Genomic DNA, 18,523 nt, shown 5'->3' with positions numbered 1-18,523 from the left:
CCCCCGGTGGGAGCAATCAGGTCTTCAGGCGATTTCGGCCTGATACCCCTCATCGCGAATCGCAGTGAGAATCTGCTCCTGCGCCAACTCGCTCTGCACACGCACCTGTTTGCCTGCCAGATCAACTTCCACCCTGGCTGCCGCATCCTGCTCCTGCACCGCGCGGGTCACGGCTTTCACGCAATGGCCGCAGGTCATGCCTTGTACATTGAACACTTGCATGGGGGTTACCTCCTTCAGGTTTTTCACAAGTCTCAAGCTTGCCATGAGGGCAAGGTCAAGCCCTGCCTGCAACGCCCGGGGTGGAAATCCGCGTCCGCGTCGGCCAAGCTGCGCCTTTGACGATCAGGCAAGCAGGAGATTTTTCATGTTCAGGGCAGCATTGGGCGTCGTCGGGCTCTTGGGCGCGCTGGCTGTGGTGCCACCGGCATTCGCCGAGGGCAACTCGGCCTACAGCGTACTGATCATTTCCCGGGAGCGCCTGGAAGTGGCCACCAGTTGCGAAATCGGCGTATACCTCAACGACCAGCTTTCCGGGCGCGTTTTCCAGGAGCAGTCCACCTCGTTCAACCTGCCGCCTGGCCCGGTGGATGTGCGCCTGCGCCTGCTGCCTGGGCAAATGCCGGGTTGCGCCGCAGGTATAGAGGACCAGCGCAGCACGCGTTTGAATCTGCAGGCGGGCCAGATCAACAAATACCGCATCGCCATGGGGCAATATGGGCTGGAGTTGAAACGAGCCGACCTGGGCTATTGACCTTGCCTGCGTGGCAAGGTTGATGCTGGAGGCCTGTCCAAGGAGGAGAGCCATGCCCGCATCCACCACATACGACCTGCCGATCTCCGGCATGACCTGCGCCAGCTGTGCTGGCCGGGTCGAGCGCGCCCTGCGCAAGGTCACCGGCGCTGAACAGGTCAGCGTAAACCTCACCACTGAAAAAGCCCGGGTTGTAGCCCCGCCTGCCAGCCTGCCAGCCTTGGTCGAAGCCGTGCGCGAGGCCGGTTACGGGGTACCAACCCGCACCCTCGAACTGCAGATAGGCGGCATGACCTGCGCCAGTTGTGTCGGCCGAGTAGAGCGCGCCCTGGGCAAATTGGCCGGGGTCGAGCGGGTCAGCGTCAACTTGGCCAGCGAACGCGCGCACCTCGAAGTGCTTGCGGCCCTTGATGACAACCTGCTGATCGACGCTGTGCAAAAGGCAGGCTACAGCGCCAGCCTGCCGCAATCGACCAAGGACGACCAAAGCGCTGTCCAGCGCCGCCTGCGCAACGAGCGCCTGGCAGTCGGTGCAGCCTTGCTGTTGGCCCTGCCGCTGGTATTACCCATGCTGGTACAACCGTTCGGCTTGCACTGGATGCTACCCGCCTGGGCGCAGTTCCTGCTGGCCACACCCGTGCAGTTCATTCTCGGTGCCCGCTTCTACATTGCAGCCTGGAAGGCCGTGCGCGCCGGTGCCGGCAACATGGACCTGCTGGTGGCCCTGGGCACCAGCGCTGGCTATGGCCTGAGCCTGTACCAATGGGCACAGGCTCCCGCCGGTATGGCCCCGCACCTGTACTTCGAAGCCTCAGCCGTGGTGATTGCCCTGGTATTGCTGGGCAAGTACCTGGAAAGCCGCGCCAAACGCCAGACCGCCAGTGCCATCCGAGCCCTCGAAGCCCTGCGCCCGGAACGCGCCCTGCGCGTGGTCGACGGCGTGGAAGAGGACGTGGCCATCGCCCACTTGCGCTTGGGCGACCTGGTACTGGTCAAGCCCGGCGAACGCTTCCCGGTCGACGGCGTGGTCGAAGACGGCAGCAGCCATGCCGATGAGGCCCTGATCAGCGGCGAGAGCTTGCCAGTGCCCAAGCAGCCCGGCGACAGCGTCACCGGTGGCGCCATCAATGGTGAAGGCCGGCTGCTGGTGCGTACCCAGGCGCTGGGCACCGAGACCGTGCTGGCGCGCATCATCCGCCTGGTGGAAGACGCCCAGGCCGCCAAAGCACCGATCCAGAAGCTGGTCGACCGTGTCAGCCAGGTGTTCGTCCCGGCCGTGCTGGTACTGGCCCTGATCACCCTGATCGGCTGGTGGTTGGCTGGGGCACCGCTGGAAACCGCGCTGATCAACGCCGTCGCCGTGCTGGTCATCGCCTGCCCCTGCGCCCTCGGCCTGGCCACGCCCGCCGCGATCATGGCCGGCACCGGGGTCGCCGCCCGCCACGGCATCCTGATCAAGGATGCCGAAGCTCTGGAGCGTGCCCATGCGGTCAACCGCGTAGTGTTCGACAAAACCGGTACCCTCACCTCCGGCAGCCCGCGGGTGGTTCACAGTCAGGCGCTGGACGGCAACAGTGCCGACCTTCACCGCCTGGCCGGCGCCCTGCAGCGCGGGAGTGAACACCCGCTGGCCAAGGCGGTACTGGTGGCCTGTGCAGAGCAAGGGCTGGACGTGCCAACCGTTGCCGACAGCCAGTCACTGACCGGGCGCGGCATTGCCGGGCGCGTTGAAGGCCGTGAACTGGCGCTGGGCAACCGCCGACTGCTTGACGAAAGCGGTCTGCAGCCCGGCGATTTGGCCGCCCAGGCCCAGGCCTGGGAAGCGGAAGGGCGCACACTGTCGTGGCTGATCGAGCGCGGCGCGCAACCGAGAGTCGTGGGCCTGTTCGCCTTTGGTGACAGCCTCAAGCCTGGCGCCGCGCAGGCCATCGAAACCCTGCACACCCAACACATCAGCAGCCACCTGCTGACCGGTGACAACCGTGGCAGCGCCAAAGTGGTTGCCGAGGCACTGGGCATCGACGATGTGCACGCCGAAGTGCTACCGGCCGACAAGGCCGCGACCGTGGCCGCGCTCAAGCAGGATGGGGTGGTCGCCATGGTTGGCGATGGCATCAACGATGCACCGGCGTTGGCCGCGGCCGACATCGGCATTGCCATGGGTGGCGGTACCGACGTGGCCATGCAGGCCGCCGGCATCACCCTGATGCGTGGCGACCCGCGCCTGGTGCCCGCCGCGCTGGAAATCAGCCGCAAGACCTACGCGAAGATCCGCCAGAACCTGTTCTGGGCGTTCATCTACAACCTGATCGGCATTCCGCTCGCCGCGCTGGGTTACCTCAACCCGGTACTGGCAGGTGCCGCCATGGCCCTGTCCAGTGTCAGCGTCGTCAGCAATGCACTGTGGCTTAAAACGTGGAAACCCACCAGCAGCACCCAGGAGGCGCCATGAATATCGGCCAGGCCGCCCGCCGCAGCGGGCTCAGCACCAAGATGATCCGTTACTACGAGTCCATCGGCCTGCTCAAACCCGCCACTCGCAGCGACAGCGGCTACCGCCTGTACCAGGCGCAAGACTTGCACAACCTGGCCTTCATCAAACGCTCCCGCGACCTGGGCTTTTCCCTCGAAGAGGTCGGCAAGTTGCTGACCTTGTGGCAGGACCGCCAACGTGCCAGCGCCGATGTGAAGGCGCTGGCCATGCACCACATCGATGAACTGAACCGGCGCATCGAGGAGCTGGTGAGCCTGCGCGACACCCTCGGCGAGCTGGTTTCGCACTGCCAGGGTGACGACCGTCCGGACTGCCCGATCCTCAAAGACCTGGCCAATGGCGCTGCGGGCAGCAGCTGTCACTGAGCTGCCACGCGCCTTTGGCATGCCATAAATGTCCAAACACGACCGAATAGTCACCAACCACGACTTTATCCAATAAATACGGGCGTTTTGGCTTCATAAAACCCGGATGCTGCCGATGCAGTTGCTACCTGCCTCGTGTGTCGAAAACAAAAATTCCGGGAGCGTCGATGAGCATCAAACAGAAACTGACCTGGGCATTCGCGGTCATCGCCGGCTTGCCCATCGTTCTCGTGGCCACCCTGGTGGTCATCAACCTGCGCGGCGAAGCCCGCGACGGATTCCTCGACAGCAGCAGCCGGGAAATCCGCCAGGTCAGCAACGCGATGAACATCTTCTTCCAGGGGATCAACCAGAACGTCGAGTACATGGCTTCCCAGCCAATGGTTGCCGCCACGGGCAGCGAGCTGAACAAGTACATGAGCGCAACCCCGTCCTACGAACTGGGCGAGCAGGCCAGCAAAATTCTCGACTTCATGACTCGCCTGGCCAACTCACACCCCGCCTACGCCTACCTGTCCTACGGGGTGAATGACGGCGGCTACACTGGCTGGCCGGCCGGCCAGAAGTTTGTCAATTATGACCCACGCACGCGCCCCTGGTACCAACTTGCCATGGCCAACCCTGGCAAGACGATGCGTACCGGCGCCTACTACTGGGCCGCCGACGATGCGGTGCTGGTCAGCACCGTGCGCACCGTGGCCAACCAGCTGGGCAACCCCGGCGGCGTGGTCAACATCGACGTGTCGCTCAAGGGCCTGACCGAAATCGTCAAGCAGATCAAACTGGGCGAAAGCGGCTACCTGATGCTGGTGGAAAGCAACGGCAACGTGATGGTCGACCCGCGCGACGCCGCCCACAATTTCAAGCAGCTGGGAAGCTTTGGCGACGGTTACGCCAAGCTGGCCAAAGCCGGCAAAGGCCTGGTCGAGGTCGAACTCAATGGCGTGCACTACATGGCCAACGTCTACCCAGACCAGCAGCTGGGCTGGACCTTCATCGGCCTGATCGAACAAAGCGAAGTGATGCAGACCACCACCCGGCTCACCTGGCTGATCGGTGTCATCGCTGTGGTGTTGGCCTCGCTGTTCGCGGTGGTCGGTGCGGCCTTCGCCAAACTGATCGTGCGCCCGATCAACAGCGTCACCAACGGCCTGGAGGACATTGCCCAAGGTGAGGGTGACCTGACCCGCAACCTGGAAATCCGCGGCCGCGACGAAACCGCGCAACTGGCCAGCTGGTTCAACCAGTTCCTCGGTGCCATTCGCAGCCTGATCCAGCACATCGGTGCTGCCGCCAGCAAGATCCTCAGCACGTCCAGCAGCTCGACCCGCGTCTCCAGCGACATGGCCGAGGCGGCCGGCCGCCAGCGCGAAGCCGTGGATATGGTTTCCACTGCATTCCACGAAATGGTCGCCACCGCCAATGAAGTGGCACGGTCCTGCAGCCAGGCCGCGCAGTCGGCCGACAGCGGCCAGCAGCAGGCCCGCGAAGGGCAGCAACAGATCGATGCAGCGGTACACAGCGTTGATCGCCTGAGCCAGGAGATCGAGCAATCGGCCCAGTCGATCCAGCAACTGGAGCGTGACAGCAACGCCATTCAGTCGATCCTCGGCACCATCCGTTCGATTGCCGAACAAACCAACCTGCTGGCCCTGAACGCCGCCATCGAAGCGGCCCGTGCCGGTGAGCAGGGCCGCGGCTTTGCCGTGGTGGCCGACGAAGTACGGGCGCTGGCCAAGCGTACTGCCGACTCCACCGCTGAAATCGACGGTTTGCTGGGCAACCTGGCCAGCCGTACCGCCGAAGTGGCCGAGCAGATGCACGCCAGCCTGGAAGTGTCGCAGCAGTCGGTGAGCCGCATTGGTCTGGCCCGCGACAGCTTCGGGCAGATCCGTGAGTCGGTGGATGTGATCCGCGACATGAACACCCAGATCGCCACGGCAGCCGAAGAACAGCATCAGGTGGCTGAGGACATCAACCGGCACATCAGCCAGATTCACGGGGATGCGCAGTTGGTGGCCGAGCTGGCCCAGGCGGCGCGCCAGGACTCCGAGAGCCTGGCCGGGCTGTCCAATGAGCTGGATACGCTGGTGCGCAGGTTCCGCACCTGACGTATGGCCTGTGCCGGCCCTTTCGCGGATAACCCCGCGAAAGGGCCGGCACAGGCAACCGAAAATCAGAGCTTCAATTCCCCCGGTGTCGCGCCAAACAGCTGCTTGAACGCCGCAATGTAGGCCGACGTGGAGTCATACCCACACCCCAGCGCCGCCTCGGTCACATTCTCCCCCGCCTCCAGCAACGCCAGCGAAGACAACAGCCGCATGCGCTGGCGCCAATTACGAAAGCTCAACCCGGTTTCCCGTTGAAACAGCCGCATCAGCGTCTTCTCCGAGCACCCCAGCTCCCGCGCCCATTGCTGCAAGGTCTGCGGCTGGTCTGGTGCAGCGATCAAGCCATTGCACAGCGCCAGCAAACCAGGGTGGCGGGGCAACGGCAGCGAAAAACCGACTTCCGGCAAGGTGCGCAACTGATCGAGCAGCACTGCCACCAGACGCGATTCGGCGCTGTCGTCCTCTGGGTAATCTGCCGGGAACAGGCAGAACTGCTTGATCAGCTCGCGCGCCAGCGGCGTGACTTCCAGCACTCGGCATTGTTCCGGCGCCCATGGGCAGGCATCGCGGCGCACATACAGGCTGCGCATCTCGGCTTGCATCGAGGTGACCACTTCATGCTCGGCATCGGCAGGGATCCACACCCCCCACTGCGGTGGGGCGAAGTAACTGCCGTCGCGTGTGTACACGCCAAGTACACCGCTGATGGCGTAGGAGAACTGCACCCAGTCGTGCTGGTGGCGGGTAGTCCACGAACCGGCGCCAAGGCTTTCGGCACGGGCGTAGAGCGGTCTGGGCAGGTGTTCCAGCGCGGGGATAGCGCGGGGGTGTCCGATGATCGGCATGGTATGTTCTTGTAGTTCTGACCAGACAAGCCTAACAGCTGGATCATGATCGAGGCACTCACCGCCTCTGCAGTTACCCTGGAGGTGCTTCAGCGCTCGACGATAACGGTCACCCCCTGCCCGCCTGCCGCACAGATCGAAATCAGCCCGCGCCCCTTACCCGCCGTCGCCAGCAGCTTGGCCAGGTGGGCCAATATCCGCCCACCGGTTGCCGCAAACGGGTGCCCGGCCGCCAGCGAACTGCCCTTCACATTGAGTTTGCTGCGGTCGATCGCGCCCAGCGGCGCCTCCAGGCCCAACCGCTCACGGCAGTAATCGGCATCTTCCCAGGCCTTGAGCGTGCACAGCACCTGGGCAGCAAAGGCTTCGTGGATTTCGTAGTAGTCAAAGTCCTGCAGCGTCAGGCCATTGCGTGCCAGCAAGCGTGGCACGGCATACACCGGCGCCATCAACAACCCTTCGCGCCCCGTGACAAAATCCACCGCAGCGGTTTCGCCATCGACCAGATAGGCAAGCACCTGCAACCCCTGCTGCTGCGCCCACGCTTCGCTGCCCAACAGCACCAGCGAAGCACCATCGGTCAACGGCGTGGAATTACCCGCCGTCAACGTGCCCTGCCCGCTGCGGTCAAAGGCTGGTTTGAGCCTGGCCAACTGCTCAAGGCTCAGGTCGGGGCGCAGGTTGTTGTCCCGCACCAGCGAAAGAAACGGCGTCAACAGGTCGTCCTGCCAACCCTCGGCATAGGCAGCGGCCAGCTTTTGATGGCTAAGCAGCGCCAATTCGTCCTGCTCGGCGCGGCCAACGCGCCAAGTGTGGGCCATGCGCTCGCAATGCTCGCCCATCGACAACCCCGTACGCGGCTCGCTATTGCGTGGTAGCTCGGGTTTCAGGTGATGAGGCCGCAGCTTGAGGAAGGGCTTTAACCGTTCGCCAAGGCTTTTGCCACGGTTGGCCTGCAGCAATATATGGCGCAAGCCTTCGTTGACGGCGATCGGCGCATCGGAGGTGCTGTCGACACCGCCTGCAATACCGCACTCGATCTGCCCCAGGGCAATCTTGTTGGCCACCAGCAGCGCAGCCTCCAGCCCGGTACCGCAGGCCTGCTGGATGTCATAGGCCGGGGTCTGCGGTGACAGGCGCGAACCCAACACGCACTCGCGGGTCAGGTTCATGTCGCGCGAGTGCTTGAGCACAGCACCGGCCACCACCTCGCCCAACCGCAGGCCGTGCAGGCGATAGCGTTCGATCAAGCCTTCAAGCGCGGCCGTGAGCATCGCCTGGTTGCTGGCCGTGGCGTAGGCGCCATTGGAGCGGGCGAAAGGGATCCGGTTGCCGCCCAGGATCGCGACCCGGCGAGTTGAACGCATGCGCGTGTTCCTCCTGAAACAATTTGTTCGGTACAGCCTAGGTGTTTTTACCGCATTCGAACGACCCTGCCGCAAAGTTGGTCCACACTTTCAAGCTTGCCTTTCGGGAGACCACTCATGAGCGATCGCTACCTCGGTTTTGCCAACTCCAATCTCGGCCGCCGCCTCGTGGATGCCCTTGGCCTGCCACGCCCGGCGCCACTGGAGCGCTGGCAGGCTGGCCGCCTGCGGCCGGTGGAAGGTGCCCTGGTACTGGGTGGCGGGCCACTGGCGAAGCAGGTCGAAGCCATCGCCCCGCGCCTCACTGACGAGGTATACAGCTTCAATGCCGACAACCTGCAGGCTGAAGCCTGGGTGGCCGGCCTGGGGCCGAAAATCAAGGCCGTGGTATTCGATGCCAGTCACTTGTCCGACAGCGATGCACTGAAGCAGTTGCGTGAATTTTTCCAGCCGCTGCTACGCAGTCTGGCCCCATGCGCCCATGTCTTGGTGCTGGGCCGTGCACCGGAAGGCCTCGACGACCCACTGGCCAGCGTTGCACAGCGTGCCCTTGAGGGCTTCAGCCGCTCACTGGCCAAGGAACTGCGCAACGGCGCCACTGCCCAGCTGTTGTATGTCACCCCCGGTGCCGAAGATCAGCTGGAAGGCGCCCTGCGCTTCTTCCTCTCGCCGAAGAGTGCCTTCATCTCTGGCCAGGTACTGCGCCTGCAAGCCTGCACCGGCCAGGTGGAGGACTGGACCCGCCCACTCGGCGGCCGCCGTGCGCTGGTCACGGGGGCTGCGCGCGGTATCGGCGCCGCCATTGCGGAAACCTTGGCACGGGACGGCGCCGATGTACTGCTGCTGGATGTACCGCAGGCCAGCCAGGACCTCGACGCCCTCGCTGCACGCCTCGGCGGCAAGGCACTGCCACTGGATATATGCGCTAGCGATGCGGCAACGCAACTGCTCGCGGCCCTGCCCGACGGCATCGATATCGTGGTGCACAACGCCGGTATCACCCGCGACAAGACACTGGCCAACATGACGCCGGAATACTGGGACGCCGTGCTGGCCGTGAACCTCAAGGCACCGCAAGTGCTCACCCAGGCGTTGTATGACAACGGCGCGCTGGGGGAAAACGCGCGCATCACCCTGCTGGCCTCGGTCAGCGGCATTGCCGGCAACCGCGGGCAGGCCAACTATGCCGCGAGCAAGGCCGGGCTGATCGGCCTGGCCCAGGCCTGGGCGCCACGGCTCGCCGAGCGCGGTGGCAGCATCAACGCCATCGCCCCAGGTTTCATCGAAACCCACATGACTGCAGCCATGCCCATGGGCCTGCGCGAGGCGGGCCGGCGCTTGAGTTCGCTGGGCCAGGGTGGGCGCCCGCAGGATGTCGCCGAAGCCATTGCGTGGCTCAGCCAGCCAGGCTCCGGGTCGGTCAACGGCCAGGTGCTGCGGGTGTGCGGCCAGGCATTGATGGGGGCTTGAACATGAGCCGACAATGGCACGACCTGCACAACCCGGCCGCCCGCGCCAGCCTGTACCTGCGCGCAGCCAGCAAACGCTCCATCAGCGGCGACCGGCTGCCGGACGATGGGCTGCGCTGTTTCATGCGGGTCCAACCGGGCAATCTGGGTGCCTATCGGAGGCTTTGCCACTTTCCCGATGATGGCCGCCTGCCGGGGACCTATCCTCATGTGATGGCGTTTGCCCTGCAATTGCAGCTGATGACAGCCGATGATTTCCCCTTCCCGCTGCTGGGTCTGGTACACCTGCACAACCGCATCGAAGTGCTGCGCCCCCTGGGTGCTGTCGAAGGGCTGCGTTTTGCGGTGTACGCGCACAACCTGCAGCGCCACGCCAAAGGTGGCACCTTCGACCTGGTCACCGAGGCTGAAGATGGCATCGGCCTGCTCTGGCGCGAGACCAGCCGCATGTTGGTGCGTGGCTTGACCCTGGAAGGCGAGGCAAGTGAGCCCGCCGACACGGCGCCTGATTCATTGCCCGAGGCCACCCGCTGGTATGCCGACAGTGATATCGGCCGACGATATGCCAAGGTGTGCGGGGATTACAACCCTATCCACCTCAGTGCTGTCAGTGCGCGGTTATTTGGCTTTCCAACGGCCATTGCCCATGGCATGTGGACCAAGGCCATGGCCTTGGCCGCGCTGCGCGGGCACTTGCCGCACAGTGGCTTTGCCTTTGAGGTGGACTTCCGCAAGCCGGTCAGGTTGCCTTCAGAGGTGGTGCTCAGTGCCAGTGAAGCGGGCCCTTCGGGCCAACTGCGCCTGGACGGGCACGGGGACGTGCTGCATATGGTCGGCCGTTGGGAGTGCCTGTAGGGCCGGGCCTGTCCTGGCGGTATACGCTTGCTTTGCATCGGGCCTGGGCAGAAGCTATGCAGCAATAGGAGACCCCCGATGAACCTGCAAGAACTCACCCAACGCCTGCATCAGATCCGCGATACCAATGACTGGCGCGGCTTCCACAGCCCGAAGAACCTGGCCATGGCCGCCAGCGTCGAAATGGCCGAACTGGTAGAAATCTTCCAGTGGCTGAGCGAGGACGAATCGCGCCAGCTGCCTGCCGACAAACTGGCCCACGCCGGCCAGGAAATCGGTGACGTGGTGCTCTACCTGTTGCTGCTGTGCAGCGAACTGGGTCTGGACATGGACCAAGTGGTGCGTGCCAAGCTGGCCGACAGCGAGAGGCGCTTCGCCCGATGAACGACCGTCATTTCGATGAGCTGGCCACCCGCTTTGCCGAAAAGATCTATGGCGGCGCCAAGGGTGCGATCCGCCTGGCCGTGCTGCAGGCCGACCTGGCCGAAGCGCTACCCGACCGCCCGCTACGCATCCTCGACATCGGCGCCGGGTTGGGCCACATGGCCTTGTGGCTGGCCGAGCGCGGCCACCAGCTGACCCTGGCCGAACCCGCGGCGCCCATGCTCGACGGCGCCAGGGCGCGCTTTGCCGAAGCCGGCCAGACCGCGACCTTCATCCAGGCACCCTGGCAAGACCTGCTCGGTCAGCTGACCGGGCGCTACGACCTTGTGCTCTGCCACGCCGTGCTCGAATGGCTGGCCGAACCCGAGAGCATCCTGCCGGTGCTGCACCAGCTCACGGCCCCCGGCGGTTGGTTATCGCTGGCCTTCTACAACCGCGACGCACTGGTCTATCGCAACCTGCTCAAGGGCCATTTCCGCAAGTTGCGCAGCAACCGGCTGGAAGGTGAAAAGCAGAGCCTGACCCCACAGAAACCGCTTGATCCACGCGAACTCAAGGCGCAACTTGAGCCTATGTGGCAGGTTGAAGGCGAAAGCGGCGTGCGGGTGTTTCACGACTATATGCCCAAGGAATTCCAGAGCAAGGCCGAGCTGCTCGACCTGTTGGAAATGGAACTGGCCCACCGTCGCCACCCCACCTTCGCCGGGCTTGGCCGCTACCTGCACTGGGTTTGCCGCCCCCGCTAATCCGCCGCGCCAGGAGGAACACATGCCGTACCGTCTGTTGTGCCTGGCCCTGCTGCCCATTGCCCTGGCTGGCTGCCAGGGCAGCAACCCTTATGTGGCCAGCAGCCGCCCGTTACCACCAGCCCCTGCCCAGGCGGCCACCACCTTCGACGCCAGTGCATACCCTGCGCCCGCTCGTGATTATGGGCACTACCGCAGCTGGAGCTGGCGCAACGGCCAGTTGCCCAGCGGCGTTGTCGATGCCGACCCGGCGCAACTGGCCGATGCCGTCAGCGGTGCGCTCGACCAGCATGGCCTGCGCCCCGCTCGCACAGGCCCTGGCGACTTGCTGGTGAGCGCCGATATGCGCCTGGAAAAACGCTTGCGCCAAGTGCGTGACTACGACACCTACGACCCCTACTACGGGCCGTATCCCTATGGGGGGGTCGGCTATGGCGGCTACCGCCACGGTTATGGAGGCTATGCCAGCGTGCCCATCGTGCGTACCTACGAGGTCGAAGTCCTGGTGGTGCGCATCGACTTGTACGACGCCCGCAGCGGCCAGCCGGTCTGGAGCGCCAGCGCCGAAAGCAGCAGCAACAAGGACTCGCCCCGCGAACGCGAAAGTGCCTTGCGCGATTCTGTGCACAAGGCACTCAGCGGCTATCCTCCCAGTTAATAGCTAACGGAGAACCATCATGTTGCGCCGTCTCGTTCTACTGTCATTCGCGTTATTGCTCGCTGCCTGCTCGAGCAATAACGTCCAGCAGGATTTCGATGCCAGCCGCGATTTTGCCACCTACCGCAGCTGGGCATGGCAGGAGCCAGGCCTGCAGTACCGCCCGGATGACCCGCGGATCAAGAGCGACCTCACCGAGCAGCGCATTCGCCAGGCGGTGGCAGACCAACTCGACCAACGCGGCCTGCGTCCGGTACAAGGCGGAGCGCGGCCCGACCTGGCAGTACGCACATACCTGATCGTGGAGCAGCGCCAACAACAGATCACCACCAACTACGGCGGTGGCTGGGGTGGCTACTGGGGCGGCTACTGGGGTGGCCCGATGTACAACGAAACCCGCAGTGTCGACTACAAGGTCGCCACCATCCAGGTCGACATGTTCGATGGGCGTGACGGCAAGCTGGTATGGCGCGGCAGTGCCGAGCAGATCATGAACAACTACCCGCCAAGCCCGGAAGAACGTAACAGCGCAATCCGCAACACCGTGGCCAAGGTGCTGGGCAACTACCCACCGGGCAGCAAAAAATAGCGTTGGAACACGGCTTTTACATGCACCGCGGCCCTGCGGGAGCGGGTTTACCCGCGAAGCAATTGGCCCGGTGCATGGCACCGGCTTCGCGGGTGTTCGCGGGTGAACCCACGCCTACATAGGTGGCGATTCCAAGTACGACTGCGTCACCGACCTGGCCTGTGTCAGCTACGACAAAATCCATTCCACGCACGCCTTTTTTCAGATGCCAACCGCACTCCCCCGCACGTTCCCGTCTATCTTCATTTAAGGAAACCTGACTGACCGGGTAGATGTGTTCAACATTTGGGAAAGGCGACCTGCCAATGCAAAGCATTGTTCTCCTGCTGTGGCTTGCCTTGTGCTCCGAACAGGATGTGCGTCAACGCCAGATCTCCAACGTGCTGACCCTGGGAGTGGCTGGCTGCGCCCTGGCCTGGCTGTTCAGCACCGGCCACAGCTGGATAGGCGCCGAAGCCAACGAGGCCGGTTGGGCGCTGGCCATCGTCATGCTGCTGACCCTGCCAGGCTACATGCTCGGACGCTTCGGCGCCGACGACGTCAAGCTGATGGGCGCCCTGGCCCTGGCCACCAGCCCGCAATATGTGCTCGGCACCTTCATTGGCGCGGGTGTCACTGTACTGGTCTGGCTACTGACCCGCCGCCGCCTGTGGACGCTGCTCAACCCCAAGGTAAAAAAGCGTTTGCAGGCCCTGACCGAGGAAATGGGCGACAAGCAGGCGTTCGTGCCCTATGTGTTATCAGGTTTTCTTCTAACGGCCGTATGGATCCAATAAGCCTTCCAGTGGTCCGATAACCTGTACACGCCTTGTACATATTCGCTGAGTGCGACTACTTTTAAGCTGCCAGAGCGTCTGGCACGGGAGCAGGGCTGTATAAGAACAGGGAGTTGATCGTGTCCAGATCAGTGAGTGAAGTAAAGGTGTTGGTGGTTGATGACCAACCGGTCATTGTCGAACAGCTGAGTGAATTCCTTCAAACCAAGGGCTATACCTGCGTTACAGCCCTCTCAACCGACGAAGCCATCGAGCACTATGTGGCAGACCCGACCATCGGCTTGCTCATCTGTGACCTGCACATGCCAGATCGGGATGGCATCGAGCTGGTGCGCGCCTTGAAGGAAATCAACGGCAGCCAGCGCACGTTCGAAGCCATCATGTTGACAGGGCGTGCCGAGAAACAGGACTTGATCCGGGCGATACGCGAAGGGTTTGCCGATTACTACCAGAAGCCGATGGACCTTGATGAACTGCTGGCAGGCGTCCGCCGGCAGGAAGAGGCCTTGCTGGAGCGCCAGCGCAACATCCGCGATCTGGGTGGATTGAACCAGCGCTTGCAGGAACTGGCCGAGTCGGTGGACGAACTGTATCAGGACCTGGAAAAAGCCCGTGGCCAAGGCACCCACCGGCGTGCCAGTGATGCAGAAGAAAGCGAAAGCGAGCTGCCAGCAGCGTTCGAGAAACTGTCACCACGCCAGCTGGAAGTGGCGCGCCTGGTTAGCAAGGGCAAGACCAATTACCAGATCGCCTGTGAACTGGGCATTACCGAAAACACCGTGAAGCTGTATGTGTCTCAGGTATTGCGTTTGACGCATATGCACAACCGCACCCAGCTGGCTCTGGCGCTGACCCCCAGCTCGTCGCCCGTGCACCAGCGGTTCACGACCCATTGAGTGAAGGCTCGGCACACCATTCTGGAGCGGCCTTGCGCTGCGAAAGGCTGCTCCTGCAAGCCCACAATTGCCTGCTACAACTGGATCGCCAGGTTCAACGACAGCCGAGGCCCACGGTCCAGGCTATCCAGCGCCACATCCGCCAACGGCTTGGCCACTTCCAGCGCCACATTGAACACATGCCCACCCCCTAACCGCACACCCAGCGCCACCGACGCCAGATGGGCGTCCTCCACCGGTCCCCGGTTGTGCCAGGCCTGAGCGGTATCCACCACCGCATAGGGCTGAACCCGCGCAAGCCAGCGACTGCGCACGCTGTAGTTGAGCTCGTAAGCCACACCCCAGCCCTTGTCACCGTCCGCCTGATCGCGCGGGTAACCGCGCCCGAAATGCTGCCCGCCAAACCCCGCACGCTCGCTGTCGGGCAATCGATCATCACTCCAGTACAACGCCCCGGACACCACCCCCTGCCCGTTTTCCAACAGGGTGTCGCTCTGCAAACCGGAAAGCCGCAAGCGCAGGAAGTCGAGATCGTAGTCAGCATCGCTGCGCGCCCCCAGGTAGTCCAGCCCCTGATGGACCCCGGCACTGACGATACGCAAACGCCCCTGCTCCACCTTGCGCCAGTCACCTTCGAATGACAGCGCCCGCACATAGGTGTCGTACTTGCGAGACGGTGGCTGCTCGGCCATCCGGTCTTCATCATGCTCACTGACCGAGTACACGTGGCCCTGCACCGCCAGCCACTCATTCGGCCTGACAACCACCGGCTGACGCAGGCCGATCGCATAGCGCTCACTGTCGTGCTCGCGGGTGATATCGCGGCCATCGTTCAAACGTATGCGCGTGCCGGGCTCGCTGCGGTAGCGCGACGCCGACAGCAGCAGTTGGCTACCGGCGGCGTCCAGGTACTGGCTGTAGTCGAGACGCTGGTAGTAGACCCGGTCATTGCCAGGGGGCAGCAGCCAGCTGGCCCTGACACGTTCGCCATGGCGGGTCTGAGCATTGCTGGCTACGGTGATCAGGGCCTGTGCAGCATCACGGCTGGAGTCGGCCACGCTCACAGCGGCGCTGAGCGGCTTGCGCCGTGCATGCACGGTCAGCTGGGCGACACCATCGGCAGCCCGCGCCATTGCCAGTTCGGCCTCTACCACGACCCCTGGCATGCGCGTAGCCAGGCCCAGATAGCGCTCCAGCGTTTCGCGGGTCAGTGGGCGCTCGGCCTCAATGCGCGCCAGCAGCTGCTGCAAATACTCGCTGGCCGGCCCAATATCGCCGTCCACGCGGTAATCACGTACGTAACCTTCGACCAGCACCACGTTGACCCTGCCATCGGCCACATCCTGAGCAGGCAAGTAGGCATACGACAGCAAGTAGCCCTCCTGCCGGTAGCGTTGGGTCAGGCGCTGGGTGTATTGCTGCAATTCACCCACCGTGGTTTCGCGCCCGATCAGCGGCTGATAGTGTTCGCGCAGGTCGCCCAGGGGGAACACCGTGCCGCCCTCGAAGCGCACTTTATGCAGTACCAGCCGGGTGTTGGCCGGGGCCCAGTCGGGGTTGTCGATAGCCGCCCCGGCCAGCCGTATGCGGGGGCTCGCAGGGGAGTAGTCCGTCATCGGCAGGTTGGCGCTGGGCAGACGCCGCTCGTATTCATGGCTGTCGAGAAACCCCGGCAACGGGTCGGCGTGGGCAGCAAGTGCCCAAAGCAGCAACATCAGGGGCACGACCAGAGGACGCATAGGGCACTCCATGTTCCCATGGGTTGCGGGGCGCCAGCCGGTCACACCCGTCACTTGCAAGCGTAGGTGCTGGCCCGGCTGTCGTCGAACACCTACTCACTGACCTGGAACGCCACCCGCGCCGTCTGACCGCTTTCGTCCAGCGCGCTGAGTTCGGCCTGCCCCACCTGTGGCAAACGCAGCAACAGGCTGTCCTGCCCCTGGGTTTCACCCAACGGCTGGCCGTTGAGGAACCACCAGCGCCGTCCACCACCCCCCAAGGCAGAGACCTGCAATTGCAACGGCTCAGTGCTGGTGGCCGGGCGGCGCAGATTGTCGCCTGGGCGCACGCCGACAATCGACAGCGGTGGTGCACTGGGCGGCGCCTGCGGCGGGCAGGCCGGGTCGATGGCCGGCAAACGTGCCATGCGCCGCTCGACACGGGGGAGCCAAGGCTCCAGCGGCGCCGGCCACAGGGCGATGTCACGCGCCTTGGCGCCCGGGCAGCTACCATCCACCCGCAAGCCCTGCTCGTTGACCCACACTTTTTCGCGCAAGCCCAGGCCTAGCGGCTGGTCGGCTGCCTGCAAGGTGGGTGGCGTGGTGCCGTCCAGGGTCCATGCAAAGCGCTGACGCCGACAGTTGGTGTCCTGCTTGCTCATCGGCTGACCCAGCGGCCAACAGATCGCCGCAACGCCGATATTCGCAGGTACCGGCGCTACCGGGACGCTGATGCCGCGTTGGCTGTCGCGATTGCTCAACAGATCGTGCACCTGCAACATCAGCGGCGCCGCCGACGCCAGGCCGAACTGCCCAGGCACCGGTGTACCGTCGGGGCGGCCAATCCATACGCCGATCAGGTAACGCGGCCCCACGCCAATCGACCAGGCATCGCGAAAGCCGTAGCTGGTGCCGGTTTTCCAGGCCAGTAGCGGGCGCTGCACCAGTTCGGCGTGCGGGTCGCGGTCCGGGCGCGCCTGGCCGCTGAGGATACGCCGGATGATCCACGCCGCCCCCGGTGACAGCAACCGGTGCTCCACCAGGGGGGCCTGTGGCTGCAAGCGCACCTGCGCACTGTTGCCACCCCGCGCCAGCGCCGCGTAGCCGCCGACCAGGTCCTCCAGCCGGCTGCCGGCACCGCCCAGGATCAACGACAGGTTGGGCTCGGCAAGGGGTGGCAGTATCAACGGCATGCCCGCCATGCGCAGTTGTGCGGCAAAGCGTTTCGGGCCGTAGGCCTCCAGCAATTGCACGGCGGGCAGGTTGAGCGACAGGGCCAGCGCCGAGCTGGCCGACACCGGCCCGCTGAACCCCATGGAGAAGTTGCCAGGGCGATAGTCGCCATAGCGTCGTGGAACATCCTGCAACAGCGATTCGGAATGGATCAGGCCATCGTCCAGCGCCATGCCGTAAAGAAACGGCTTGAGGGTGGAGCCGGGCGAACGTAACGAGCGCACCATGTCGACATGGCCAAAGCGGCGCTCATCAGACAAATCTATCGAGCCCAGGTACGCGCGCACCGCCATGCTCTGCGCTTCGACCACCAGAATGGCGGCCGAGGTACGCTCCGGCAGCCGTGCGCGCCAGCCCAGCAGCAAGTCTTCGAGGCGCCGCTGAAGCGCAGCGTCAAGCGTGGTACGGATCAGCGGCGGGCTGTCAGCGCTGTTCAGGCGCCGGGCCAACAATGGCGCCAGGGCCGGCTCCTGGCGTGGCGCCAACACCAGCGGCTCCTCGGCCGCCTCGCGAATTTGCTGGGCCGGCCATACCTGGTATTCCGCCAGGCGCTGCAGCACCTTGTCCCGGGCACGCTGGGCACGCTCGGGGTGGCGGTCCGGGCGCAGCCGGCTGGGTGCCTGGGGCAGCACGGCCAGCAGTGCCGCTTCGGCAGGTGTCAGGTGCAGGGGCGACTTGCCCAGGTACGCCCAGCTGGCTGCCGCCACGCCCTGAAGCGTGCCGCCGAAAGGTGCGCGGTTCAGGTAGATCTGCAGGATGTCGCGCTTGGACAAGTGCCATTCCAGCTGCAAGGTGCGCCATAGCTGGCGCAGTTTGCCGACCAAGGTACGGTCGTGCGGGTCGAGCAGGCGTGCCACCTGCATCGACAATGTGCTGCCGCCCGACACGACACGCCCGCCGCGCAGGTTCAGCCAGGCCGCGCGGCCCAATGCCAGCGGGTTGACCCCTGGGTGGTTGTAGAACCAACGGTCCTCATAAGTCAGCAAAGCCTGCAGGTAAAGCGGCGAAACCTCTTCAGGGCTCACGGGGTAGCGCCACACGCCATCAGCATCGGCAAAGCGCCACAAGGGTGTGCCGTCTTCGGCCAGCACTACCCGGGCCAGGTCATCACCCGGCAGCGGCAGCGGCCAGATACGATCAGCCAGCCAGAACAGGCTGCCGAGCACCAGCAGACTGATCAGCGTGGCACGCAACAACCTGCCCGCACGGCACCGTGGTCGCGCTAAGCTTGGCATCGGGAACCGACCTGGCCAGGTAATGGCC

At 64.3% G+C, this 18,523-nt stretch carries 17 protein-coding genes and 1 pseudogene; 13 read left to right on the top strand and 5 right to left on the bottom strand.

What is annotated here, in order from left to right; all coding sequences use genetic code 11:
* Window positions 1-24: 24 nt before the first annotated feature.
* Window positions 25-222: a heavy-metal-associated domain-containing protein gene (locus BJQ17_RS07395; protein WP_003255286.1), complete on the bottom strand. Its 198-nt coding sequence runs from the start codon at window positions 220-222 to the stop codon at window positions 25-27.
* Window positions 223-367: 145 nt separating this feature from the next.
* Here BJQ17_RS07395 and BJQ17_RS07390 point away from each other — a divergent pair, with 145 nt between their 5' ends.
* The 5 genes and pseudogenes from BJQ17_RS07390 (at window position 368) to BJQ17_RS32470 (ending at window position 5,724) form a co-directional block, all read left to right on the top strand.
* Entirely contained in the window at window positions 368-754 is a 387-nt protein-coding gene (locus BJQ17_RS07390; protein ID WP_003255287.1) for a hypothetical protein, read from the top strand.
* A gap of 52 nt (window positions 755-806) precedes the next feature.
* Window positions 807-3,206 (top strand): heavy metal translocating P-type ATPase, encoded by a 2,400-nt coding sequence (locus BJQ17_RS07385; protein ID WP_003255288.1) that lies wholly within the window; start codon window positions 807-809, stop codon window positions 3,204-3,206.
* Window positions 3,203-3,613, top strand: coding sequence for a Cu(I)-responsive transcriptional regulator (cueR, locus tag BJQ17_RS07380; RefSeq protein WP_003255289.1), 411 nt, complete (start codon window positions 3,203-3,205; stop codon window positions 3,611-3,613). The genes BJQ17_RS07385 and cueR overlap by 4 nt, the downstream gene beginning before the upstream one ends.
* Before the next feature lie 167 nt (window positions 3,614-3,780).
* Window positions 3,781-4,866 (top strand): annotated as a pseudogene (locus BJQ17_RS32475) (cache domain-containing protein); the annotation flags it as partial.
* Window positions 4,867-4,956: 90 nt separating this feature from the next.
* Complete coding sequence (locus tag BJQ17_RS32470; protein WP_370626959.1) at window positions 4,957-5,724, top strand: methyl-accepting chemotaxis protein; 768 nt, start codon at window positions 4,957-4,959, stop codon at window positions 5,722-5,724.
* A 65-nt stretch (window positions 5,725-5,789) separates the two neighbouring features.
* On the opposite strand, the gene BJQ17_RS07370 is transcribed toward BJQ17_RS32470, so the two are convergent.
* Together BJQ17_RS07370 and BJQ17_RS07365 are read right to left on the bottom strand one after the other, a co-directional pair.
* Entirely contained in the window at window positions 5,790-6,569 is a 780-nt protein-coding gene (locus tag BJQ17_RS07370; protein WP_003255291.1) for a helix-turn-helix transcriptional regulator, read from the bottom strand.
* An 89-nt stretch (window positions 6,570-6,658) separates the two neighbouring features.
* Window positions 6,659-7,936, bottom strand: coding sequence for an acetyl-CoA C-acetyltransferase (locus tag BJQ17_RS07365; RefSeq protein ID WP_060538847.1), 1,278 nt, complete (start codon window positions 7,934-7,936; stop codon window positions 6,659-6,661).
* Between the two features lie 117 nt (window positions 7,937-8,053).
* Between BJQ17_RS07365 and BJQ17_RS07360 the strand changes: the two genes are divergently transcribed.
* The 8 genes from BJQ17_RS07360 (at window position 8,054) to BJQ17_RS07325 (ending at window position 14,309) form a co-directional block, all read left to right on the top strand.
* Window positions 8,054-9,406 carry a 3-oxoacyl-ACP reductase gene (locus BJQ17_RS07360; protein WP_003255294.1) on the top strand — a complete coding sequence of 451 codons (1,353 nt, stop codon included), beginning with the start codon at window positions 8,054-8,056 and terminating at the stop codon, window positions 9,404-9,406.
* A 2-nt stretch (window positions 9,407-9,408) separates the two neighbouring features.
* Window positions 9,409-10,260: a MaoC/PaaZ C-terminal domain-containing protein gene (locus BJQ17_RS07355; RefSeq protein ID WP_003255296.1), complete on the top strand. Its 852-nt coding sequence runs from the start codon at window positions 9,409-9,411 to the stop codon at window positions 10,258-10,260.
* Window positions 10,261-10,338: 78 nt separating this feature from the next.
* Window positions 10,339-10,644, top strand: coding sequence for a MazG-like family protein (locus tag BJQ17_RS07350; protein WP_003255298.1), 306 nt, complete (start codon window positions 10,339-10,341; stop codon window positions 10,642-10,644).
* On the top strand, window positions 10,641-11,390 hold the full coding sequence (locus BJQ17_RS07345) for a methyltransferase domain-containing protein (protein ID WP_003255300.1): 750 nt from the start codon (window positions 10,641-10,643) through the stop codon (window positions 11,388-11,390). The genes BJQ17_RS07350 and BJQ17_RS07345 overlap by 4 nt, the downstream gene beginning before the upstream one ends.
* A gap of 22 nt (window positions 11,391-11,412) precedes the next feature.
* Complete coding sequence (locus BJQ17_RS07340; protein ID WP_070095820.1) at window positions 11,413-12,048, top strand: DUF4136 domain-containing protein; 636 nt, start codon at window positions 11,413-11,415, stop codon at window positions 12,046-12,048.
* 19 nt (window positions 12,049-12,067) lie between these two features.
* Window positions 12,068-12,637, top strand: coding sequence for a DUF4136 domain-containing protein (locus BJQ17_RS07335; RefSeq protein WP_003255304.1), 570 nt, complete (start codon window positions 12,068-12,070; stop codon window positions 12,635-12,637).
* A 305-nt stretch (window positions 12,638-12,942) separates the two neighbouring features.
* The gene (locus BJQ17_RS07330) at window positions 12,943-13,413 is read left to right on the top strand and encodes a prepilin peptidase (RefSeq protein WP_003255306.1); all 471 of its coding nucleotides are present in this window, start codon (window positions 12,943-12,945) and stop codon (window positions 13,411-13,413) included.
* 119 nt (window positions 13,414-13,532) lie between these two features.
* Complete coding sequence (locus BJQ17_RS07325; protein ID WP_003255308.1) at window positions 13,533-14,309, top strand: response regulator transcription factor; 777 nt, start codon at window positions 13,533-13,535, stop codon at window positions 14,307-14,309.
* Window positions 14,310-14,383: 74 nt separating this feature from the next.
* On the opposite strand, the gene BJQ17_RS07320 is transcribed toward BJQ17_RS07325, so the two are convergent.
* Both BJQ17_RS07320 and pbpC read right to left on the bottom strand, forming a co-directional pair.
* The gene (locus BJQ17_RS07320; RefSeq protein ID WP_070095819.1) at window positions 14,384-16,048 is read right to left on the bottom strand and encodes a ShlB/FhaC/HecB family hemolysin secretion/activation protein; all 1,665 of its coding nucleotides are present in this window, start codon (window positions 16,046-16,048) and stop codon (window positions 14,384-14,386) included.
* A gap of 92 nt (window positions 16,049-16,140) precedes the next feature.
* Window positions 16,141-18,495 (bottom strand): peptidoglycan glycosyltransferase PbpC, encoded by a 2,355-nt coding sequence (gene pbpC / locus BJQ17_RS07315; protein WP_070095818.1) that lies wholly within the window; start codon window positions 18,493-18,495, stop codon window positions 16,141-16,143.
* Between the last annotated feature and the right edge of the window lie 28 nt (window positions 18,496-18,523).

Origin of the sequence: Pseudomonas sp. NBRC 111139, assembly GCF_001753955.1 — a bacterium.
GTDB classification, from domain to species: Bacteria; Pseudomonadota; Gammaproteobacteria; order Pseudomonadales; family Pseudomonadaceae; genus Aquipseudomonas; species Aquipseudomonas alloputida.
Note: the sequence above shows the minus strand (reverse complement) of the source record. Positions and strands in the feature narration are given on the sequence as shown.